The organism is Pseudomonas corrugata (assembly GCF_050920615.1).
GTDB lineage: Bacteria > Pseudomonadota > Gammaproteobacteria > Pseudomonadales > Pseudomonadaceae > Aquipseudomonas > Aquipseudomonas corrugata.
In genome coordinates this window covers 4,682,673-4,701,722 of record NZ_CP130434.1, presented here as the reverse complement: position 1 = coordinate 4,701,722, position 19,050 = coordinate 4,682,673, and the positions used below count along the sequence as shown (strand labels likewise).

The window sequence follows — 19,050 nt, the reverse complement described above, 5'->3', positions numbered from 1 at the left end:
TTGCTTGCTCCGAGCTGAAAAGCACAGGGCGCCAGATTGCGGTGTGTGAAGACGAAACGAACCGAAAGTTCGAACTGACTCAGCAGCAACACACAAACTATCGCATACCCATTCGCTGGAACGTTGCCCATGCAACGCGCTGGCTACCGAATTTCTTGACGACCATAGAGCGTTGGAACCACCTGATCCCATCCCGAACTCAGAAGTGAAACGATGCATCGCCGATGGTAGTGTGGGGTTTCCCCATGTGAGAGTAGGTCATCGTCAAGATTAAATTCCGAAACCCCTATCTGCTGATGCAGGTAGGGGTTTTGTTTTTGCTCTCAAAAAAGTTTGCACTCACCGCGAGTGTGCAGACCAGGTGTCTATTGCATCGATGGGCACCCGTTTAACTGCGTAAGGTGAAGCGTCTACGCCTCGGGTACCGGGCAGCTCAGATCCCCTTCCTTGCACTTGAGGTAGGTCTTGAAGGTCTCCACCCGCGCCTTGGTGAGCGCCGTGATGCAGTTGCTGTAGATCAGCGGATAGACGCTGCCACCCTCGACCCCGGACGCAGAGAACTTGCACTCAGTGTCACGGAAACCGATCCAGGCCCGCTGTGCCTTGACCAGTAACTGTTTGCCCTCGGGATTGTTTTTCAGGCGCGCTGTGATCTGCTTGTACAAGCTATTCAGCTCGTTGTCGGCGGCATTCTTCTCTTGGGCCGCGCATTGGTTCATCTCGCCTTGGGTGGTGGCATTGGCGCAGTCGTCGGCTTGGGCCAGGGCGACAAACAATAACGGTGTCAGGGCCAGTAGCAAGCGTGAGGACATGGTCGATCTCTCCTTGAAGGGGGGGAAATGCCGGAGGAGTTTACCTCGCTGCTTTAGGTTTCAGTCATCGGCCCATACTCAAACAACGGTCTGATACAACTTTCCGGTTGGCCTTGTGGTCTTACAAGCCTACTGTTGAACACAGGAGGTGACCCATGCATTTATCCGATCGCATCGAAAGAAAGATCCTGCTCAAGGCGCCGCGTTCCCAGGTCTGGCGTGCCCTGGCCAATGCCGAAGCCTTTGGACAATGGTTTGGGGTGGCCCTGGAGGGCAAACGGTTTGTGGCCGGTGAACGAACCCAGGGACAGATCACTTATCCCGGTTATGAGCATCTTACCTGGGATGTAGCGGTGGAGCGGGTCGAGCCCGAGCGGGTGTTGTCGTTTCGTTGGCATCCCTACGCGATTGAGCCTCAGGTGGATTACTCTCAGGAGCCCGAGACGCGGGTTCAATTCGAACTGGAAGACATCGACGGAGGCACTTTGCTCAAGGTCGTGGAGTCGGGATTTGACGGTATCCCCGAAGCTCGTCGACTTAAAGCCTTCCGCATGGACAGCCGCGGCTGGGACGAGCAGATGGCCAATATCGAAGAGTTCCTGAACAGGTCTTGAGTTGGTACTCATCGGCGGCGCCAGGGGGCTCAACCCAGAAAACCAAGGGTTTTCGGAAGGGTGGTATAGCGAATGTCTTACACGAGATGGTAGTGATGTCGACTGTTGCGTTTTGGATCCGACGCGTAATCTGTACTCATCCACTGAAGCACAGGGAGTGCTCAGGATCAGGGACGATCGACCTTGCCAGGATGGCTATCGACAGGGAGTCGTGATGGTCTTGGAAAAACCCGCTTCGGCGGGTTTTTTTTCGTCTATCAAAAAAGTCCAGGTGGGGCGGTATAGCGAAACGCTTACACATAGGCGCTACGTTCTCGTCTTTTCCCCCAGTGGCGGTGGGCCTAATCTATGTTCATCCACTGAGTACAGGGAGTGCTTGGGGTCATGGATGATGGGACCAGGCATGGAATGCCAGACAGGGAGTCAAATTGGTCCTCAAAAAACCCGCTTCGGCGGGTTTTTTTTCGTCTGGACAAAAGCCGCTCTGATCATGCCCAGTGTCCTGCCATGGTGCGGTCCGCGCCATCGGCAGCCAGAGCCTGGCCACCCGGGGTGCGGTCCGTACCATCAGCAGCCATCGTCTGCTGATAGTCCGAAGCCTGGGTAAAGAAACGCTCCGGTTGCTGGCTCGGCAAAGCGAAGGCACTGGTGCTCAGGGTGAAGGTGGCGGCGGCGATCAAGGCGTTGAAAGTTTTCATGGCCAGACTCCGGCCCTATCCAGAGTTGAGTGCCGGGTCGGGTGTGATCGTTAGACGGATACTGCCCAGGGTTTGCCTGATCCTGTTTGTGTGTCGGGATCAGGCGCTGCTGGCTTTCAGCGCCTGGGCACGCAGGCGAGCGATGTCTTTGCTCGGAGACGCGCCAAATAGACGGCTGTATTCACGGCTGAACTGCGAAGGGCTTTCGTACCCCATTTTGTAGCCGATTGACGAAACGTCGCTGTTTTCTGACAGCAGCAACCGCCGGGCTTCCTGCAGACGCAGCTGTTTCTGGTATTGCAGTGGGCTCATGGCGGTCACGGCCTTGAAGCGATGGTGCAGCGCCGAAGGACTGAGATTGATCATTTGTGCGAGGCTGTCGATGCTCAACGGCTCGGCGTAATGGGCGTTGAGCCACTCAATGGCGCGGCTGATGCGATGGGCCTGGGTGTCTGGGATGGCGATTTCATGCAATCGCTGGCCCTGGGTGCCGCGCAGCAGGCGATAGAAAATCTCCTGCTGGGCCAGAGGGGCCAAGGTGGCGATGTCGTCTGGACTGTCGAGTAATCGCAGTAGGCGCAACACAGCGTCGAGCAGTGGCGCATCAATGCGATCCAGGAACAACCCACGCTCGGTCCGTTGAGCCGGTACACCGATAGGGCTGGCGTCTGCGATCAGGCGGCAGACCTGTGCCGGATCGATGTCCAGGCGAATGCACAGGTAAGGTCGCTCGGGGCTGGCTTCGATGACTTGTCCGGCCAATGGCAGTGTGACTGAGACCACCAGATAATTAAGTGGGTCATAGACGTAGCACTCATCCGCCAGCCGTACTTCCTTGCTTCCCTCGATGATCACGCACAGACCGGGCTTGTGCACGATATGCAGGGCATCGGTTGGCTGGTCGCTGCGAATCAGGTTCAAAGCCGCGATGTCCGTCGGGAATACCCCATTCTCTGGCGCGAAGCGCTTCATCAGTGCCGCGAGCTCGGCGCGACGCTGGTTGACGCTGTCGTCTGGCGCAATCTGTATGGACGGGGATACCGACATGCCGATCAATCTCCTTGGCCAAATAAATGGATTGCGCTAGTAAAACCGATCGCGCGGTCGGCGGCCATGGCCAGTTTTGTTGCAACAGGATCGTGCAAGCGCGCAGGAGGATCCGGCTAACCCCGCCATCGGCTGCCTCCTTAATCTGGACCTGTCAAAACGCTCCCTTCGGGGGCGAACACACCCAGATGAGGAAACCATCATGTCCGATATCCAAAACAAAGTAGTCGTGATTACCGGTGCCAGCAGCGGGATTGGCGAAGCCGCAGCGCGTCTGCTGGCCGCCCGCGGTGCCCGCGTTGTACTTGGCGCGCGGCGCGTCGATCGTCTGCGAGCGCTGGTCCAGGAGCTCGGAGCCTCTGGCCAACAGGCGGTCTGCAAGGCCGTAGACGTGACTCGTCGCGACGATGTCCAGAGTCTGATCGACTTCGCCGTCGAGCGTTTCGGCAAGGTGGATGTGATCATCAACAACGCTGGCGTCATGCCGCTCTCCAAGCTTGAGGCGCTGAAAGTCGACGAGTGGGATCGGATGATCGACGTCAACATCCGTGGCGTGCTCCATGGCATCGCGGCCGGCTTGCCCTTGATGCAGCGTCAGCGCAGCGGCCAGTTCATCAACATCGCGTCCATTGGGGCCTATGCCGTTAGCCCTACCGCCGCTGTGTATTGCGCCACCAAGTATGCCGTGCGGGCCATTTCCGAAGGGTTGCGCCAGGAGGTCGGCGGTGATGTCCGGGTGACGGTGATTGCGCCCGGCGTGACCGAATCGGAACTGGCCGAGAGTATTTCCGATGAAGGGGGACGCGCCGAAATGCGCGAGTTCCGCAGGATCGCCATACCCGCCGAGGCCATTGCCCGTGCGATTGCCTATGCCATCGAGCAACCAGCGGATGTGGACGTCAGCGAACTGATCGTCCGGCCAACCGCCAGCCCATTCTGAATCGACCAGACCGACAGGAGATGCTCCCATGAGACAAACATCGGGTGACCAGGACAAATTTGTCGGCCTGTGGGTGACGGCCGATGGCGTGATCCGCCATCGGCTGCTGCCGGGGGGACGCTATGACGAAGCACGAGGTTCGCGTGAGAGTGCGTACCAGGGCGACTATTGGTTGCAGGACGATCATATCGAATACCACGACGACACCGGCTTTACCGCCGACGGGGATTTTCGCGAAGGCGTGCTTTATCACGCAGGGATGGTCTTGTATCGCCAGGAGGGGTGAGGCACGCGGCGATACGGGGTGGCGAGGGAATGAATCCCCTCCCCACAGGTTTTACTGATCGTTACGCCAATTCCAACCGCGCCGCGGCACGCTGGGTGATCTGCGAGCGCACCCGGAACGACTCCGCCGCGCGCCGCTTGGCTTCCTCCAGTATTTGTGCAGGCGCAGTGTCCGGGCAGCCGGCGTCGAAGGGCGGGGCCGGGGCATATTCGAGTTGCAGCTGGACCAGTTCGGCGGTGTCCTGATCGAACAGTTCGGCTGCCAGGGTCAAGGCAAAATCGATACCGGCGGTGATACCGCCACCGGTGATCAATTTGCCGTCACGCACTACGCGATCCTTGATCGGTGTTGCCCCCAGGGTGGACAACAAGCTGTGGTAGGCCCAATGGGTGGTGGCCCGCTTTCCTTGCAACAGGCCCGCCGCACCGAGCACCAGCGCCCCGGTGCACACCGACGTGATGTACTGCGCTTGGCTGGCCTGGCGCTTGATGAACGCCAGTGTCTGCTCGTCCTCCATCAATGGGCCAACACCGGTGCCACCGGGGATGCAGATCACGTCCAGCTTCGGGCAGCCTTCGAACGTGGTGGTGGGCAACAAAACCAGCCCGGTACTGGAGGTGACCGGCTCCAGGTCTTTCCAGATCAGGTGCACCTTCACGCCTGGCAATGACGCCAGCACGTCATAAGGGCCGGTAAGGTCCAGTTGTTGAACCTGGGGGAATAACAGCAAGCCGATCTGCAATGTCATGTTGCTTCTCCTTTGGATAATGCCCGGGGGGGTGGACGGTTCCACTTTAGGTCCGTAGGCTCTGGCGTATACGCCAATAAGCCCACGAATTACGCCAACATGTCCAATCCACCGAAAACCGTTCATGTCCTGGCTTTCGCCAACGTGCAAGTGCTTGATGTTACCGGGCCCTTACAGGTGTTTGCCTCCGCCAACGATATGGCCCGCCAGCGAGGCCTGCCATTGCCGTACGCGCCGACAGTGATAGCTGTCGGTGGTGGCGCGGTGGTGTCTTCGGCGGGCCTGGCGTTGATGGCCGAGCCGTTGCCGACCGAAGGCAGTGACACCTTTTTGATCGCTGGCGGTTGGGGGGTGTACGAAGCGGCGAAGGACCCGGCGCTGGTGGCCTGGGTCAAGGACCACGGCCAGCGTTCGCGGCGGGTGGCCTCGGTGTGCACCGGAGCATTCCTGCTGGCCGCCAGCGGCTGGCTGGACGGGCGTCGAGTGGTCACGCACTGGACGCGTTGCGAGCAACTGGCCGAGCAGCATCCGCAATTGCGGGTCGAACCCAATCCTATTTTCATCAACGACGGCCCGGTCTGGACCTCGGCCGGGGTCACGGCGGGCATCGACCTGGCTCTGGCTCTGGTGGAGGACGACCTGGGGCGCGCCGTGGCCCTGGAAGTCGCCCGGCAACTGGTGGTGTTCCTCAAGCGGCCGGGAGGGCAATCGCAGTTCAGCGTGACGTTGTCATTACAGAATCAGGGCGGCCGTTTTGATGAGCTGCACGCCTGGATCGCCGAAAACCTCACCCAGGACCTGGGCCTGCCCAACCTGGCTGCAGAGGCGGGCATGAGCGAACGCAGCTTTGTCCGTCATTACCGCGCCGAGACCGGCCAGACCCCGGCGCGGGCGGTGGAACTGATTCGCGTGGAAACCGCCCGCCGCCTGTTGTCTGATACCTGCGTGCCGATCAAGCGAGTAGCGGTGCAATGTGGTTTCGGCAGTGAAGAAACCCTGCGCCGCAGTTTCCTGCGGGCCATGGGTGTGACGCCCCAGGCGTATCGCGAGCGTTTCGCTGTCAGCCTTCAAGCAGATCCAGCAGTGCCTTGATCGTGGCCTCGGGGGCCTCCTGGGGAATGTTGTGACCCACGCCGCTCAGCACTCGACGCTCGTACGGACCGCTGAAGTGCCTGGCGTCTTCATCCTGTTCAGGGGCTGGTCCCACGCCGTCGTCGGCTCCGCACAGGGAAATGCTGGGCACGCTGATGTCCGGTTGCGCCGTGAGCTGTTCCTCCATCCATTCAAGGGTCGGATCCCCCGGCGCGTACAGGAACCGATGGCGGTAGGAATGAATCACCACGTCGACGAAGTCCGGGTTGTCGAAAGAGGGCGCGCTGAGTGGATACAGCTCTGCGCCGCGCTTCCAGGTCGGTGACCACAGGCGCCAGAGCCACTCACACAACTCACGTCGGTTCTGCCTCAGGCCTTCCACGCCCCGGGCGGTATGGAAATAATACTGGTACCACAAGCGATGTTCCGTCTGCGGATCCAGCGGTTGGGTTGACCGGGGAATATCCTGCAGGTTGTAGCCATCGCCGGTGACCAGGCAACGAACGCGCTCGGGCCACAGCGCCGCCACGATACACGCCGCCCGGCCGCCCCAGTCGTAGCCGCACAACGCTGCCTGAGATACGTTGAGTTCATGCATCAGGTCCAACAGGTCCTGGGCCAGCGCGGCTTGCTGGCCGGAACGCATGATCGCCGGGTTGTTGAACCGGGTCGGGCCGTAGCCGCGCAGGTAGGGCACGATGACCCGGTAGCCACGCAGGGCCAAGACCGGCGCAACTTCATCGAAAGCCCTGGGATCATAAGGAAAACCGTGCAGCAGGATGACCGGCTCGCCGCTGGCGGGACCGTGCTCTTCGTAGGCGATACGCAACAGGGGTGTCACCGCGAAACTGATCCTGGGATCCTGCTTCATGTCTGCCTCCGGTGGCGCCCGGTTGCGCTCAGGCGGGTTCTTGATTCACGTATTTGGCCCGGTCCGGCGTGAAGGTCACGATCATCTTCGTGCTGGTGCAGGTCAGCGTGCGTTCCTGGGACAAGTCGATGTCCAGGTCTTCACCGCGCAAACCTTGCCATTGGGCGAGGTATTTGAGGCAGCCGAATTTTTCGTTTTTCTTCAAGCTGCGGTTGACCCCGCCTTTCCAACCCAGCACCGGTAACTCACCGGCCAGGCAACGCTGCGCCAGCTCCGGGAACTTCGCTGCCCGGTCGCGGCCGATTTCCCAGCATTTGATCAGGCCCTTGTCCTGACCTTCCCAGAGGTCTTTCCGGGTCAGCCCGGTACGGAGCGGGGTGTCGATGGTGCGTTTCACGTAGGTCATGCCTAATCCTTGAGTCGGGTTTTTGTCGGGCAGCTCCGCTGCACCCGTTAAAGCATCGATCTTAGGAGGGGTTTGGGGGACTGGCAACTTGAAAGGGGGTGTGGCGATGAATGGGGTGAATGCCCCTGCATCTGCGGCCCTACAAAAAATCCTGTGAACAGGAAGTTTCTGACAAGTCGCGGCGGTTGTCGGTTAGGACGCGGTGGAGATAGGCTCTGCCGGTCGCTGCAAAATCAGCGACCGGGCTTGGTCGTCCGGGTTTAGAATGGCGCACAATGCCGCGCAAGCGGCTGTCTGCTTTATGGCTGGCTGTGCGTGGGAGGGCTTCGGGCCCTGCCGGGTTTCCATTCCCTGGTCGACCAACCTGCGTACAGTACGCCACCCTCTGCTTGGTCGCGGAAATGGCGAGCTCCACATTTGAATGGAGTTTCACAGTGGTCAAAATTACCCCCAATCCGCCCAAGGCCGAAAACCTCTCTGCCTACACAAACCTTGATTCAAGAAAACTTCGTGAGGCCGCCGATCGTGCGCTGAGCGTGTATCTCTCTCCAACAACCGAAGCTAAACCCGACACCCACGACGGCCAGGTCTTTTCGGTGGTTCCGGGCATCAATACCGAGTCGGTGTTGACCAGCCTCAGCGAAACCCTGGCGTCGGCCAATGCGATGGCCAGTGACCTGGCGTTCGAGCTGGAAGGCTCCCGGCGACATGTTGCGTTGGGGATCCAGCAGTTGATTGAGTTGGGTACGTTGCTGGCCAATCGTGCGCTGGATGACGTTGAGCCTGTGGCCTGACATATCGCTTTTGTGGCGAGGGGAGATGTTCACTCGAGCGTGGCGTCAGCCAGGCTCACGGCTGCCAGTTGTTCTTCTCCCCACTCAACTTGCGATCCAGGAAACTCGCCGCGCTGATCAACGCCAGATGGCTCAGGGCCTGTGGGGTGTTGCCCAGGTGATAACCGTGGCCGTCGAACTCTTCGGCATATAGCCCTACGGGGTTGGCGTAGCGCAGCAGTTGTTCGAATTCCAGTTGGGCTTTTTCCACACGACCGGCTCGGGCCAGGCATTCGACGTACCAGAACGAGCAGGCGACGAACGAACCCTCGGTGCCGCTGAGGCCATCGATGGGGTCATCGTCGTTGCGGTAGCGGTAGACCATGCCGTCGCGCACCAGATGCTTTTCGATGGCCTCGAGGGTGGACAGCCAGCGCGGGTCCTGGGCGCTGACAAAACGCACCAGCGGCATCAACAGCATCGAGCCATCAAGGGCAGTGCTGCCCAGGCGCTGGACGAAATGCTGGTGCTCATCGTTCCAGAAGCGGGTCCAGATGTCTTTGTAGATGGCCTGGCGAGTCTCGTCCCAGCGGCTGAACGGTGCGGGCAGGGAGCGTTTGCCTGCGAGGCGGATGGCACGGTCGACGGCCACCCAACACATGAGGCGCGAATGCAGGAAATCCTGTTTATCGCCGCGCATTTCCCAGATCCCTACGTCCTTGTCCTGCCAGATTTCGCACACCTGGTCGATCACGTCGACGGTGTGTTTCCAGCCTTCGTGGGAAATGGCTTCGCCATATTTGTTGACCAGGTATACCGCGTCCATCAACTCGCCGAAGATGTCCAGCTGCACTTGCTCATGAGCCTGGTTGCCGATGCGCACCGGCCGCGCGTTGCCGAAGCCGCTCAGGTGCGGCAGCTCGGTTTCCGGCAACTCTTGTCTGCCGTCGAGGCCATACAGGATGTTGAGTTTGACTGGTTGACCGTGGCAGTCACTGACCCGACCGCGCATCCAGCGCATGTAGGCATTGGCCTCTTCGACGAAGCCCAGGCGCATGAACGCGTAGACGGTAAACGAGGCGTCGCGGATCCAGGTGTAGCGGTAATCCCAGTTGCGCTCGCCGCCTCGTGTTTCCGGTAGGCCGAAGGTGGCGGCTGCGAGGATAGTGCCGTGTTTGCGCGATGTCAGCAGTTTCAGTGCGAGGGCGGAACGGTTGACTGTTTCCCGCCAGCGGCCCCGGTAATTGGACTGGCCGATCCAGCCGCGCCAGAACGCCAGGGTCCGCTCCAGGCATATCGCACTGACATTATCCTGAAGCCGAGGGTCGTCGATGCCCCCCAACAGGAACTCGGCGCTCTGGCCTTCCAGTAGGGTGAATTCAGCTACCGCCGCGTTGCCGTCCAAGGTCATGGCCTGGTCCGAGCGCAGGCGCAGGCTCGGTTGCCCCTGTGCCTTGAAGCATACGTGGGCCCCCTCCAGGTGCGCGGTGGTGGTGGCTCGGGCGTAGTCATGGCGCACTGCGCAGCGCATGCGAAACGTTGCGTGGCCGACCGCCATGTGCACCTTGCGCATCAGCACCGGCAGGTCGTCCGCGGTGTCACCGATGGGCAACAGGTCAGTGATTTCCACCACCACGCCATCGCTCAGCCAGCGGGTTTGCAGCACGTTGGTGTCGGGCAGGTAGATCTGCTGGCGCCGGGCACCCGGCAAGTCGGGCGCGATCTGGAAAATGCCCGCTTGCGGCGTGTCCAGCAGTGAACAGAAGATCGACGGGCTGTCGAATTCCGGCCAGCAGAAAAAGTCGACGCTGCCCCGGTCGTTGATCAGCGCGGCACTGCGCATGTCTCCGATGATGCCGTGGTTCTCAATGGGGCTCTGTGGTTCGTCATGGTCAGCCATTGTCGCGAAACCCCGGATAAAGGCTCATCCCTCCATCGATGAACAGCGTGGTGCCTACCACATAATCGGACAGGTCCGACGCCAGCCAGACCACCGCGTTGGCAACATCCTCCACGTCGCCGATGCGACCGTAAGGAATCAGCTCCAGCAGCTTTTGTCCCTGTTCGCCCTCGGTGACCTCTCGGTTGATGGCGGTACGGATGGCGCCAGGGGCGATGCTATTGATGCGGATGCGCTGGTGACTGGTTTCCTGGGCCAGGCTTTGCATCAATAAGTCTATACCGCCCTTGGACGCTGCGTAGTTGACGTGACCGGCCCAGGGAATGCGTTGGTGTACCGAACTTATGTGAATGATTTTTCCGGCGGCGCGGGAAACGCCCCGGCGAATGCCCTGGCGGTTGAAAACCCGCAGCGCGGCGCGAGCGCAGAGGAACTGGCCGGTGAGGTTGACGCCGATCACGGTGTTCCAGTCTTCCAGGCTCATGTCCACGGCTGCGGCGTCTTTTTGCAGGCCGGAGTTGGCGACCAGGATGTCCAGCGTGCCGAAGGCATCCACGGTCCGGGCGAACAGCCGCTCGACCTCCCGCTCCTGGGACACATCGGCACCAAGAGTGATAGCACGGCCGCCGTTGTCGTTGATCTTGCGGGCCAGCGCTTCGGCCGGAGCAGCGTTGGTGTGGTAATTGAGCACTACGGCGGCACCGGCGGCGGCCAGCGCCCTGGCCGAGCCCGCGCCAATGCCGGAGCTGGCGCCGGTGACAAGGGCAACTTGCTGCGCGAGGGAGATCTGCATGGGCTTGGCACCTTGTACTGAGGGCTTTACCTGCTGACTGGCGTGGGGCATGCAGAGTTCACTTGGAGGGGGCGATCTTCATGTTCCCCGCACTCAACCCCCCGGCGCTGCTTCCTGGCGCGTCGCAACCATGAACACCCGTGGAAACGGCAGCAGCACCGTACCATCGTCCAGCACCGGGTAGGCCTGCTCGACAGCGTGGAGGTACTGGTCCAGGTATTGCGCACGCTGCCCCTCGTCCAGTGGATCGAGAAATGGCCGCAAGCCGCTGCCCTTGAACCACTCCACCACACCTGCGGCACCGCCGGCCAATGGATGATGGTAGGTGGTGCGCCACACATCGACGCGACTGCAATGCGGCTTCAGGATCGAATAGTACGTGCTGGCGCCGGCCACTTCCGTGCGGGTATCGGCTGCCCCGGCCAATAGGTGGGCCCACGGTCCGCTGGCGGCGATGTCTCGCATCAACCGGTGGGAGGGCTGATGGAGCGTGTCGGGCATCTGGATCGCCAAGGTGCCGCCCGGCGCGAGTTTTTTCACCAGTGACGGCAACAGGGTGGCGTGGTCAGGCAGCCATTGCAGCACGGCGTTGGCGAAGATCACGTCGAATGGCCCGGGCTCGTTCCATTGGCCGATGTCGGCGATGTCGAACGCCACGGCCGGCAGGCGCTGGCGAGCGGCGTCGACCATGTCGCCGGAACTGTCCAGACCGCGCACCGTTGCACCGCTGAAATGCTCCACCAGCAGTTCCGTGGAGTTGCCGGGGCCACAACCCAGGTCGATCACCGAGCGCGCTTGCACTGGGGGAATGGCGGCCAGCAGATCCCGGGCCGGCCGGGTGCGTTCCTGTTCAAACGTGACGTATTGTCGGGCGGACCAGCTCATGGCGTTCTCCTTGGTCGGATCGAAGGTCGCGGATCGAATCGGGTCGCCGCAGTATAAAGGCGTCGGGGGGATGGGGCGCGCACCTGTTAGTTCTTACAGCAGACAGGCCGGTTGACCCGGAATACATTGCCCAATGACATGAGGGGCAACCACCAGGGAGTCATCGGATGGAAACCAGCAAAGGTATCCTGATTACATTGACCGAGAAAACCGGCCAGATCTACCGTGCGGTAGAGATTGATTTCGTGACCCGTATGGCGGGCTTCGTCGATGACGACCCGGACAACGAATTCCACGACTCGATCATTTCGTCCTACAGCGTACGCGTCTCCAGGACGGAGCCAGAGGGGCCGTTCAACGAGGTTTCGGTGCATGGCGATATCGATGGTGACAACGATGTGGACGCCGATGACAGGCAGGCGTTGATTGACCTCGCCATCGCAGCGAGCAAAGTTCCGGCGCCGATCTGACCTGGAAGCCGGTCACCCTGAGCCGATATGAAAGCAATGATGTTCCGGGTCGATTTCGCCAGGTGAAAAACCTGATTCAGATGATGCTGCTTTTACGCACGGGCCTGGTGGCGCTGTTGCTGGGCTCATTGAGTGTGGCGCCACAGGTTGGCGCAGTTCCCGAATCGCTGCACGTACTCGGGCGCTCCCATGCGGATGACTATTCAGTGTCCCTGGGGGAGGCTGACCGGGTCTGGTTGCGGCGCAAGGGCAGGTTGCTGGTAGGCGCCTCGGCACCGGATTACTCACCGTTCAGCATCACCGGTAATGGTGACGATTACGAAGGCCTGACCGCCGACTATGTCCAATTACTCGGGCAGTTGCTGCAGGTAGAGGTGCAGGTGCGGCGGTACTCGTCCCGTACCGAATCGCTCCAGGCGTTGCGCAGCGGTGAGATCGACCTGCTCGGTACCGCCAACGGCTTCGAGGCCGCTGACCCGGACCTGATCATGTCCCAGGCTTATGCCGATGACCTGCCCACCTTTGTGGCGCGCATCGATGACAGCCAGGACTTGCCCCAGGACCTGGCGGGCAAACGGTTGGCGATGCTGTACCACTATTTGCCGCCGGCCAAGGTCGAGGCGTTCTATCCCGATGCCACCTTGCAGTTGTATCCCTCGACCTTGAGTGCCATTGGCGCGGTGGCGTTCGGTCAGGCCGATGTCTACCTGGGGGATTCGATCAGCGCCAACTACCTGATCAGCAAGAACTACCTGAACAACATTCAGTTGGCGGATTTTTCCCGCATGGAAGTACAGCCGTTCGCTTTCGCGATCAAGCGTGACAATCCGCGCTTGTTGCGCATTGTTGATGCCGCCCTGCAAGCGATCCCCACCTCTGAGCGCATGAGCATCCTGCGGCGCTGGAGTGCCGGTGGCGCCAGTATGCCGGGGCAACAGGCGCTGCATTTCAGTGTCAATGAACAGCGCTGGCTGGATGCGCATCCGCGGATAACGGTGGCCTTCAACGAACATTTCCCGCCGCTGACGTTCATCGATGACCAGGAGCATATTCGCGGCATCAGCGCCGATGTGCTGGCCAGGATCAGCTTGCGTACCGGTCTGAAATTCAATTTCCTGCGTGGCAGTTCACTTGACGGTCTGATCGAGCAGGTCAGGAGCGGGCAGGCCGATGTCCTGGCGGCGGCCCCGGTGACCCCTGAGCTCGAGGACGCATTGCGCTTTACCCGACCGTACTTGAGCCCTCCATTCGTGCTAGTGACGCCGCGCAAAGCCAAGGCCCCGCTGACCCTGGACCGGATGGGCGACAAGCGACTGGCACTGACGCGGGGCAACGTGTTGCGTGAGTACCTGCTGGAGCAGTTCCCCCGTGTCCAGTTGGTTCCGGCACAAAATACCGCCGATGCCATGGCCATGGTCGCCGCTGGCACGGTGGACGGCATGGTCAATTCGCTGATCAGCGCCCGTTACCTGATTTCGCGTCAGTACCGCGACAGGTTGCAGATCACCAGCACCGTAGGCACCCTGCCGGCGCATGTTGCCCTGGCGACCCGGCGGGACTCGCTGGAGCTGCATTCGATCCTGGACAAGGCACTGCTGAGCATCTCCCCCGAGGAAATGGACGAGTTGACCAATCGCTGGCGCAGCGAAGTGGTGATCGACGACAGCTACTGGCTGCGTAACCGCACCACCATCCTCCAGGGGTTTGCCATCGCCGCGCTGTTGCTGTTGTTGACCCTGGGGTGGGTTGTTTATCTGCGGCGTTTGCTGGAGCAGTTGCGTGTTGCCAAGGAAGGTGCCGACGACGCCAATCGGGCCAAGACCACCTTTGTGGCGACCATGAGCCATGAAATCCGCACGCCGATGAATGCATTGATCGGCATGCTGGAACTGGCCCTGAAAAAAGCCGATCAGGGCGTCGTGGACCGGCTTGCCATTGAAGTCGCTTCTGACGCGGCCCAAGGTTTGCTGGGATTGATCGGAGACATCCTGGACATCGCCCGTATCGAGTCCGGGCGACTGTCCCTGGCGCCGGAGCGGGCCAACCTGGCGCAGTTGGTCGCGTCGGTGGCCCGGATGTTCGAAGGCCTGGCCCGGCAGAAACACCTGGGTCTGCAACTGGATCTGGATGTGGCGATCGACAAGGACGTCTTGATCGATCCCTTGCGCTTCAAGCAGATCCTGTCGAACCTGCTGAGCAACGCGATCAAATTCACCGACCAGGGCCAGGTACGCCTGAGTGTGCAAGCCGCCCCGGGCCATGACGACAGGCGCCTTGGCATTTGCCTGCGGGTTGAAGACACCGGCAGCGGGATTTCCCTGGAGGACCAGCAACGTCTGTTCAGCCCCTTTAGCCAAGCCGGCAATCATCGCCAGTCCGCCCGCAGCGGTTCCGGGCTGGGGCTGATGATCAGCCGCACCCTGTGTGAAATGATGGGCGGCACCCTGGCGTTGAGCAGCGTGCCAGGGACGGGCACGCAGATCGAGATCCTGCTGCGCCTGCCCGTGCTCGACTCCCAGGTGCAAGCACCAGCGGCCGAGGTCGAGGCACCGGTGCCGGCCCAGGCCCTGGACATCCTGGTGATCGATGACCATCCGGCCAATCGCCTGCTGTTGTCCCGACAACTGAGCTACCTGGGGCACCGGGTCCAGGAGGCCGGGGACGGTGTGCAGGGATTGCAGGCCTGGCGCGCGGCACATTTCGATGCGGTGATCACCGACTGCAACATGCCATTGATGAGCGGCTATGAACTGGCTCGTACCATTCGCGACGAAGAGCGGGCCCAAGGGCTGTCGCGGGGGGTGATCCTTGGATTCACGGCCAATGCCCAGCCCGAGGAAAAGGATCGCTGCATCGACGCCGGAATGGACGACTGCTTGTTCAAGCCTATCGGCCTCAAGGAGCTGCAGGCACGCCTGGGGTCGCTCAGCGCGCCGCCTGACGAGGGGAGCGCCGTTGCGTCGACCGACAATTTCGACCTGACCAGCCTCGAACAACTGACGGGGGGCGACACCGTCTCGATCAAAAAGCTGCTGGAGGAGTTGGTCAACACCAATGCCGGCGACAAGGTGCGACTCATCGACATGTTCACCCGACAGGATGTATCCGGACTCGCGGACCTGGCGCACCGGATCAAGGGCGGTGCGCGGATCATCCAGGCGCAAGGCCTGGTCGCTGCCTGTGAGGCGCTGGAAAACGCCTGTCGAAGCGCCGACGGCGTGTCGCTTGCCAACGCGGTGGGGGACCTGCGCCAGGCCATGGATTTGCTCACCGAACAATTAGAGAGCCATGTGACGAGGGAGCTTGCTTCCCCTGACCACCCACGCGAATGACTTCCTACAACCGAGTGTCGAGGAGGGCTTTTTCCGACTGTTTTTAGGACTCGTCCTACAGCGCCCCTCAAAAGCTTCCTCTAGCCTGAGGCCCCTTAACGTTTACGAGCCGGTTCACACCCGTCGCGTTGTCACTGGGATGCCTGTCATGCCGAATAAAGCACTACGTATCATGATTGCCGATACCGACCATTCTCATCGAATGCAGCTTGAGTACCTGTTCAATCAACAGGGCTATTTCCGGATTGCGCCTGTGAGCAGTGCACAGGAGCTGATGACATTGATGGCGTTCGGTATCGAGCCGTTCGACCTGCTGGTCGTCGATGCCTGCCTGGCGGAGGGCGAGTTGGACCTGCCGGGTTTCTTTCTCGGTAACCCGCAGGTGCGCCATGGAATGATCTACAACACGCAACAGGTCGGCCTCTTGTCGATCCCTGTCACGCGCAGGGCAAGCGTGCAGCTGCATCCCGCGCAACTGCCGGATCTCGCCGCACTGGCGCGCCTGATGGCACGGATCGATCCGGCGGACTGTGAGGCGGCCCGTCCCTGGGGAAGGCCCCTCAGGCACAGCCACGGCCGCTGACACTGACCATTGGTCGGCACTGTCAGACCTGACAGGTGGCCGGGCCTGTCGCTTGTGCAAGAGTCCGCTGCAGCGTGGTATCGGCGTTGTTTGTATTCATCTGGGGAGTTGCCTTGAAAGATGTGTTGATCGTGGATGACCACCCTGTCATACGGGGGGCATTGCGGCTGATTTGCCAGAACGAGGGGTTTACCCAGATCCGGGACGCCAATGGCGTGCTCGATGCCAGGGCTGTGATCAAGGAGCGTACGCCGGAGCTGGTGATCCTGGACCTGGTGATGAATGGCTTCGATGGTCTGGACCTGCTGGTCTGGATCATGGCCCAGTACCCCGAGTGCGGTGTACTGGTGTTCACCTCCCAGGATGCGCAACACTTCTGCAACCGCTGCATCTCGGCTGGGGCCAGGGGCTTCGTGACCAAGAAAAGTGATCTGAAGGAACTGACCAAGGCTATTCATGCCTTGAAGTCCGGTTATTCCTACTTTCCGCAGATGCCCGTCAGGCTGGACTTCCAGCAACGCACGGAACAGCAGGCCCTGGAAAGCCTTTCCACCCGTGAGTTATCCATTCTGCGAATGCTGTCCATGGGCATGCGTGGCAAGGATGTCGCCGAATCCCTGTACTTGAGCCCGAAGACCGTCAGCACCTACAAGACCCGGCTACTGGAGAAGCTTGGCCTGAAGACCCTGGTGGGCTTGTCGGATTTCGCCAAGCGCAATCACCTCTGAGCCCCGTAAGCATGGGGGTTATGTAGGCACTGTTCAGATGAGCCGTTCTGGGGGCCGAGCTCAGCTCCCACACAAGCTCGGCTCCCACAAAAGCAATGACACTGCGCTACGCCATATCACTCTGGCTGAATTCCTCGGCCAGAAAATCGATCAATGTCCGCACCGACGGCAACAACCCGCGGCGTGACGCGAAGATCGCGTGGACAATCCCGCAATTCGGCGCCCAGCCCGGTACCAACTCCACCAGTTGCCCAGCCGCCAAGTCATCGCGGACCAGCACGTGGGGCAGGTGGACAATGCCGATTCCTGACAGTGCCGCTTGGCGCAGGACCAGCAAATCGTCGGTGACCATGCGTGGCGCATGGCGGATCAGTGCGCTGGCGCCGTCCGGACCCGACAACTCCCATTGATACTCCCGTTGCGCCGCTCCCCAGTGCAGGCTGGGCAAGCCGTTGAGGTCGGCCGGGGAAGCGGGGGAGGACAAGCGCTCACGATAAATCGGGCTGCCCACCAGGCATTGGGTGCTCTTGCCCAGCACTTTCATCACCATATCGGTGTCTTCCAGCGGCGGGAAACGCACCCGCAACGCGATATCGAATCCTTCGTGAATCAGGTCGACCCGGCGGTTGGTGCTCTCGATGAACAACTCCACGCATGGGTAACGGATCATGTAGCGGGTCAGCATCGGCCCGACCCAACTGTTGAGCAACGCCGTCGGACAACTGATGCGCACCAGCCCCTGGGGTTCGGAGCGGTTGCGCTCGATCACTTCGGCCGCGCTCTCGGCCTCGACCCGCATCGCCAGGCAGCGCTGGTAGTAGGCTTGGCCGATCTCGGTCAACGAACAATGCCGGCTGGTGCGATGGATCAACCGCACGCCCAGGCGCTCTTCCAACTGTGCAATGCGTCGGCTGAGCTTGGACTTGGGCACGTCCAGCACCCGACCGGCAGCGGCGAAACCACCGTGTTCGACCACCTGGGTGAAATAGTAGAGCGTGTTCAGGTCTTCGATGATCGTTCTCCAGATAGAACGCTAAGGCCGATTTTTGCAGTCTAGTGCATCAAAGGTCCCAGTTTTAAGCTGTATCCATCGAATCGCAACACCTGATTGGGAGAAGCAGCATGAAAAAGATCATTGGCCTGTACACCAGCCCGCGACCCCATTGGGTCGGTGACGGCTTCCCGGTACGCACGTTGTTTTCCTACGACAACCTGGGCAAACACATCAGTCCGTTTCTGCTGCTGGATCATGCGGCCCCAAGCGAATTCACCCCCACCGATCAGCGTCGCGGTGTCGGCCAGCATCCGCATCGGGGTTTTGAAACCGTGACCATCGTTTACCAGGGCGAGCTGGAACACCGGGACTCCACCGGCAGCGGCGGCAAGATCGGCCCGGGCGACGTGCAATGGATGACCGCCGCTTCCGGCATCATCCATGAAGAGTTCCATTCCGAAGCCTTCGCCCGCCAGGGTGGGTTCATGGAAATGGTCCAACTGTGGGTCAACTTGCCCGCCAAGGACAAGATGGCCCCGGCCGGCTACCAGACGCTGCTCAAGAATGACATTCCGAACATTGAACTGAAGGACGACGCTGGCAGGCTGCGCCTGATCGCCGGGACCTTCGAGGGTCAACAAGGCCCGGCGAAGACCTTCACGCCCATTGATGTCTGGGATATCCGCTTGAACGCCGGCAAGAGCCTGACCCTCGACCTGCACGAAGGCCGCAACACGGCACTGGTGGTACTGCATGGCACGGTCCAGGCCAACGGTCGCGAGCGGATCGAGGCGGGGCAACTGGCCCTGTTCGACCGGGCCGGCGACCAGTTGACCTTGCACGCCAATAACGACGCGGTGGTGCTGTTGCTCAGCGGCGAGCCCATCGACGAACCCATCGTCGGCCATGGCCCGTTCGTGATGAACAGCGAGCAGGAAATCCACCAGGCCTTCAATGACTTCCATTCCGGGCATTTCGGCCGGATGGACAACTGATAGCCAGCCATACCGGTCCATGTGGGAGCGAGCCTGCTCGCGATAGCGGTCTGCCAGTCGCTGATGCGTTGACGGACCAACCG

Annotated in this window: 20 protein-coding genes and 1 rRNA gene; 11 read left to right on the top strand and 10 right to left on the bottom strand. The window is 60.9% G+C overall.

The features are described from left to right. Positions 1-154 precede the first annotated feature (154 nt). A 5S ribosomal RNA gene (gene rrf, locus QZH45_RS20720) occupies positions 155-270 on the top strand. A 140-nt stretch (positions 271-410) separates the two neighbouring features. Here rrf and QZH45_RS20715 read toward each other — a convergent pair. Further along, positions 411-812, bottom strand: a complete 402-nt coding sequence (locus QZH45_RS20715) for a lysozyme inhibitor LprI family protein (RefSeq protein WP_024776614.1) — start codon at positions 810-812, stop codon at positions 411-413. A 155-nt stretch (positions 813-967) separates the two neighbouring features. On the opposite strand from QZH45_RS20715, the gene QZH45_RS20710 reads away from it, so the two are divergent. Further along, entirely contained in the window at positions 968-1,426 is a 459-nt protein-coding gene (locus QZH45_RS20710; RefSeq protein ID WP_024776613.1) for an SRPBCC family protein, read from the top strand. A 488-nt stretch (positions 1,427-1,914) separates the two neighbouring features. Here QZH45_RS20710 and QZH45_RS20705 read toward each other — a convergent pair whose 3' ends face one another. Continuing rightward, a complete protein-coding gene (locus QZH45_RS20705) occupies positions 1,915-2,124 on the bottom strand; it encodes a hypothetical protein (protein ID WP_050593775.1) in 210 nt (69 codons plus the stop codon). Between the two features lie 99 nt (positions 2,125-2,223). After that, on the bottom strand, positions 2,224-3,171 hold the full coding sequence (locus QZH45_RS20700; RefSeq protein ID WP_024776612.1) for an AraC family transcriptional regulator: 948 nt from the start codon (positions 3,169-3,171) through the stop codon (positions 2,224-2,226). Between the two features lie 202 nt (positions 3,172-3,373). On the opposite strand from QZH45_RS20700, the gene QZH45_RS20695 reads away from it, so the two are divergent. Further along, positions 3,374-4,111: an SDR family oxidoreductase gene (locus QZH45_RS20695; protein ID WP_024776611.1), complete on the top strand. Its 738-nt coding sequence runs from the start codon at positions 3,374-3,376 to the stop codon at positions 4,109-4,111. Positions 4,112-4,139: 28 nt separating this feature from the next. Continuing rightward, on the top strand, positions 4,140-4,397 hold the full coding sequence (locus QZH45_RS20690; protein ID WP_024776610.1) for an Atu4866 domain-containing protein: 258 nt from the start codon (positions 4,140-4,142) through the stop codon (positions 4,395-4,397). A 61-nt stretch (positions 4,398-4,458) separates the two neighbouring features. On the opposite strand, the gene inhA is transcribed toward QZH45_RS20690, so the two are convergent. Then, complete coding sequence (inhA, locus tag QZH45_RS20685) at positions 4,459-5,145, bottom strand: isonitrile hydratase (RefSeq protein ID WP_024776609.1); 687 nt, start codon at positions 5,143-5,145, stop codon at positions 4,459-4,461. Between the two features lie 99 nt (positions 5,146-5,244). On the opposite strand from inhA, the gene QZH45_RS20680 reads away from it, so the two are divergent. Further along, a complete protein-coding gene (locus QZH45_RS20680) occupies positions 5,245-6,237 on the top strand; it encodes a GlxA family transcriptional regulator (protein WP_024776608.1) in 993 nt (330 codons plus the stop codon). On the opposite strand, the gene QZH45_RS20675 is transcribed toward QZH45_RS20680, so the two are convergent. Next, positions 6,206-7,108 carry an alpha/beta fold hydrolase gene (locus QZH45_RS20675; protein WP_024776607.1) on the bottom strand — a complete coding sequence of 301 codons (903 nt, stop codon included), beginning with the start codon at positions 7,106-7,108 and terminating at the stop codon, positions 6,206-6,208. The genes QZH45_RS20680 and QZH45_RS20675 overlap by 32 nt on opposite strands. Positions 7,109-7,136: 28 nt before the next feature. After that, positions 7,137-7,514 carry a hypothetical protein gene (locus tag QZH45_RS20670; RefSeq protein WP_024776606.1) on the bottom strand — a complete coding sequence of 126 codons (378 nt, stop codon included), beginning with the start codon at positions 7,512-7,514 and terminating at the stop codon, positions 7,137-7,139. 434 nt (positions 7,515-7,948) lie between these two features. Between QZH45_RS20670 and QZH45_RS20665 the strand changes: the two genes are divergently transcribed. Next, positions 7,949-8,308: a DUF6124 family protein gene (locus QZH45_RS20665; protein ID WP_024776605.1), complete on the top strand. Its 360-nt coding sequence runs from the start codon at positions 7,949-7,951 to the stop codon at positions 8,306-8,308. A 55-nt stretch (positions 8,309-8,363) separates the two neighbouring features. On the opposite strand, the gene QZH45_RS20660 is transcribed toward QZH45_RS20665, so the two are convergent. The 3 genes from QZH45_RS20660 to tam all read right to left on the bottom strand — a co-directional run bounded on the left by QZH45_RS20660 (position 8,364) and on the right by tam (position 11,865). Beyond that, the gene (locus QZH45_RS20660) at positions 8,364-10,187 is read right to left on the bottom strand and encodes a glycoside hydrolase family 15 protein (RefSeq protein ID WP_024776604.1); all 1,824 of its coding nucleotides are present in this window, start codon (positions 10,185-10,187) and stop codon (positions 8,364-8,366) included. Further along, a complete protein-coding gene (locus QZH45_RS20655) occupies positions 10,180-10,980 on the bottom strand; it encodes an SDR family oxidoreductase (RefSeq protein WP_024776603.1) in 801 nt (266 codons plus the stop codon). The genes QZH45_RS20660 and QZH45_RS20655 overlap by 8 nt, the downstream gene beginning before the upstream one ends. A gap of 93 nt (positions 10,981-11,073) precedes the next feature. Further along, positions 11,074-11,865 (bottom strand): trans-aconitate 2-methyltransferase, encoded by a 792-nt coding sequence (gene tam / locus QZH45_RS20650; protein WP_024776602.1) that lies wholly within the window; start codon positions 11,863-11,865, stop codon positions 11,074-11,076. A 167-nt stretch (positions 11,866-12,032) separates the two neighbouring features. On the opposite strand from tam, the gene QZH45_RS20645 reads away from it, so the two are divergent. From QZH45_RS20645 to QZH45_RS20630, 4 genes are all read left to right on the top strand, one after another. Next, positions 12,033-12,335, top strand: coding sequence for a hypothetical protein (locus tag QZH45_RS20645; protein ID WP_024776601.1), 303 nt, complete (start codon positions 12,033-12,035; stop codon positions 12,333-12,335). A gap of 80 nt (positions 12,336-12,415) precedes the next feature. Continuing rightward, on the top strand, positions 12,416-15,667 hold the full coding sequence (locus tag QZH45_RS20640) for a transporter substrate-binding domain-containing protein (protein WP_024776600.1): 3,252 nt from the start codon (positions 12,416-12,418) through the stop codon (positions 15,665-15,667). Between the two features lie 148 nt (positions 15,668-15,815). Then, positions 15,816-16,250, top strand: coding sequence for a response regulator (locus tag QZH45_RS20635; protein WP_024776599.1), 435 nt, complete (start codon positions 15,816-15,818; stop codon positions 16,248-16,250). A gap of 113 nt (positions 16,251-16,363) precedes the next feature. Beyond that, positions 16,364-16,978: a response regulator transcription factor gene (locus QZH45_RS20630; protein WP_024776598.1), complete on the top strand. Its 615-nt coding sequence runs from the start codon at positions 16,364-16,366 to the stop codon at positions 16,976-16,978. 106 nt (positions 16,979-17,084) lie between these two features. Here QZH45_RS20630 and QZH45_RS20625 read toward each other — a convergent pair whose 3' ends face one another. Next, positions 17,085-17,993, bottom strand: a complete 909-nt coding sequence (locus QZH45_RS20625; RefSeq protein WP_024776597.1) for a LysR family transcriptional regulator — start codon at positions 17,991-17,993, stop codon at positions 17,085-17,087. 107 nt (positions 17,994-18,100) lie between these two features. Between QZH45_RS20625 and QZH45_RS20620 the strand changes: the two genes are divergently transcribed. Beyond that, complete coding sequence (locus tag QZH45_RS20620; RefSeq protein ID WP_024776596.1) at positions 18,101-18,967, top strand: pirin family protein; 867 nt, start codon at positions 18,101-18,103, stop codon at positions 18,965-18,967. Positions 18,968-19,050 lie beyond the last annotated feature (83 nt).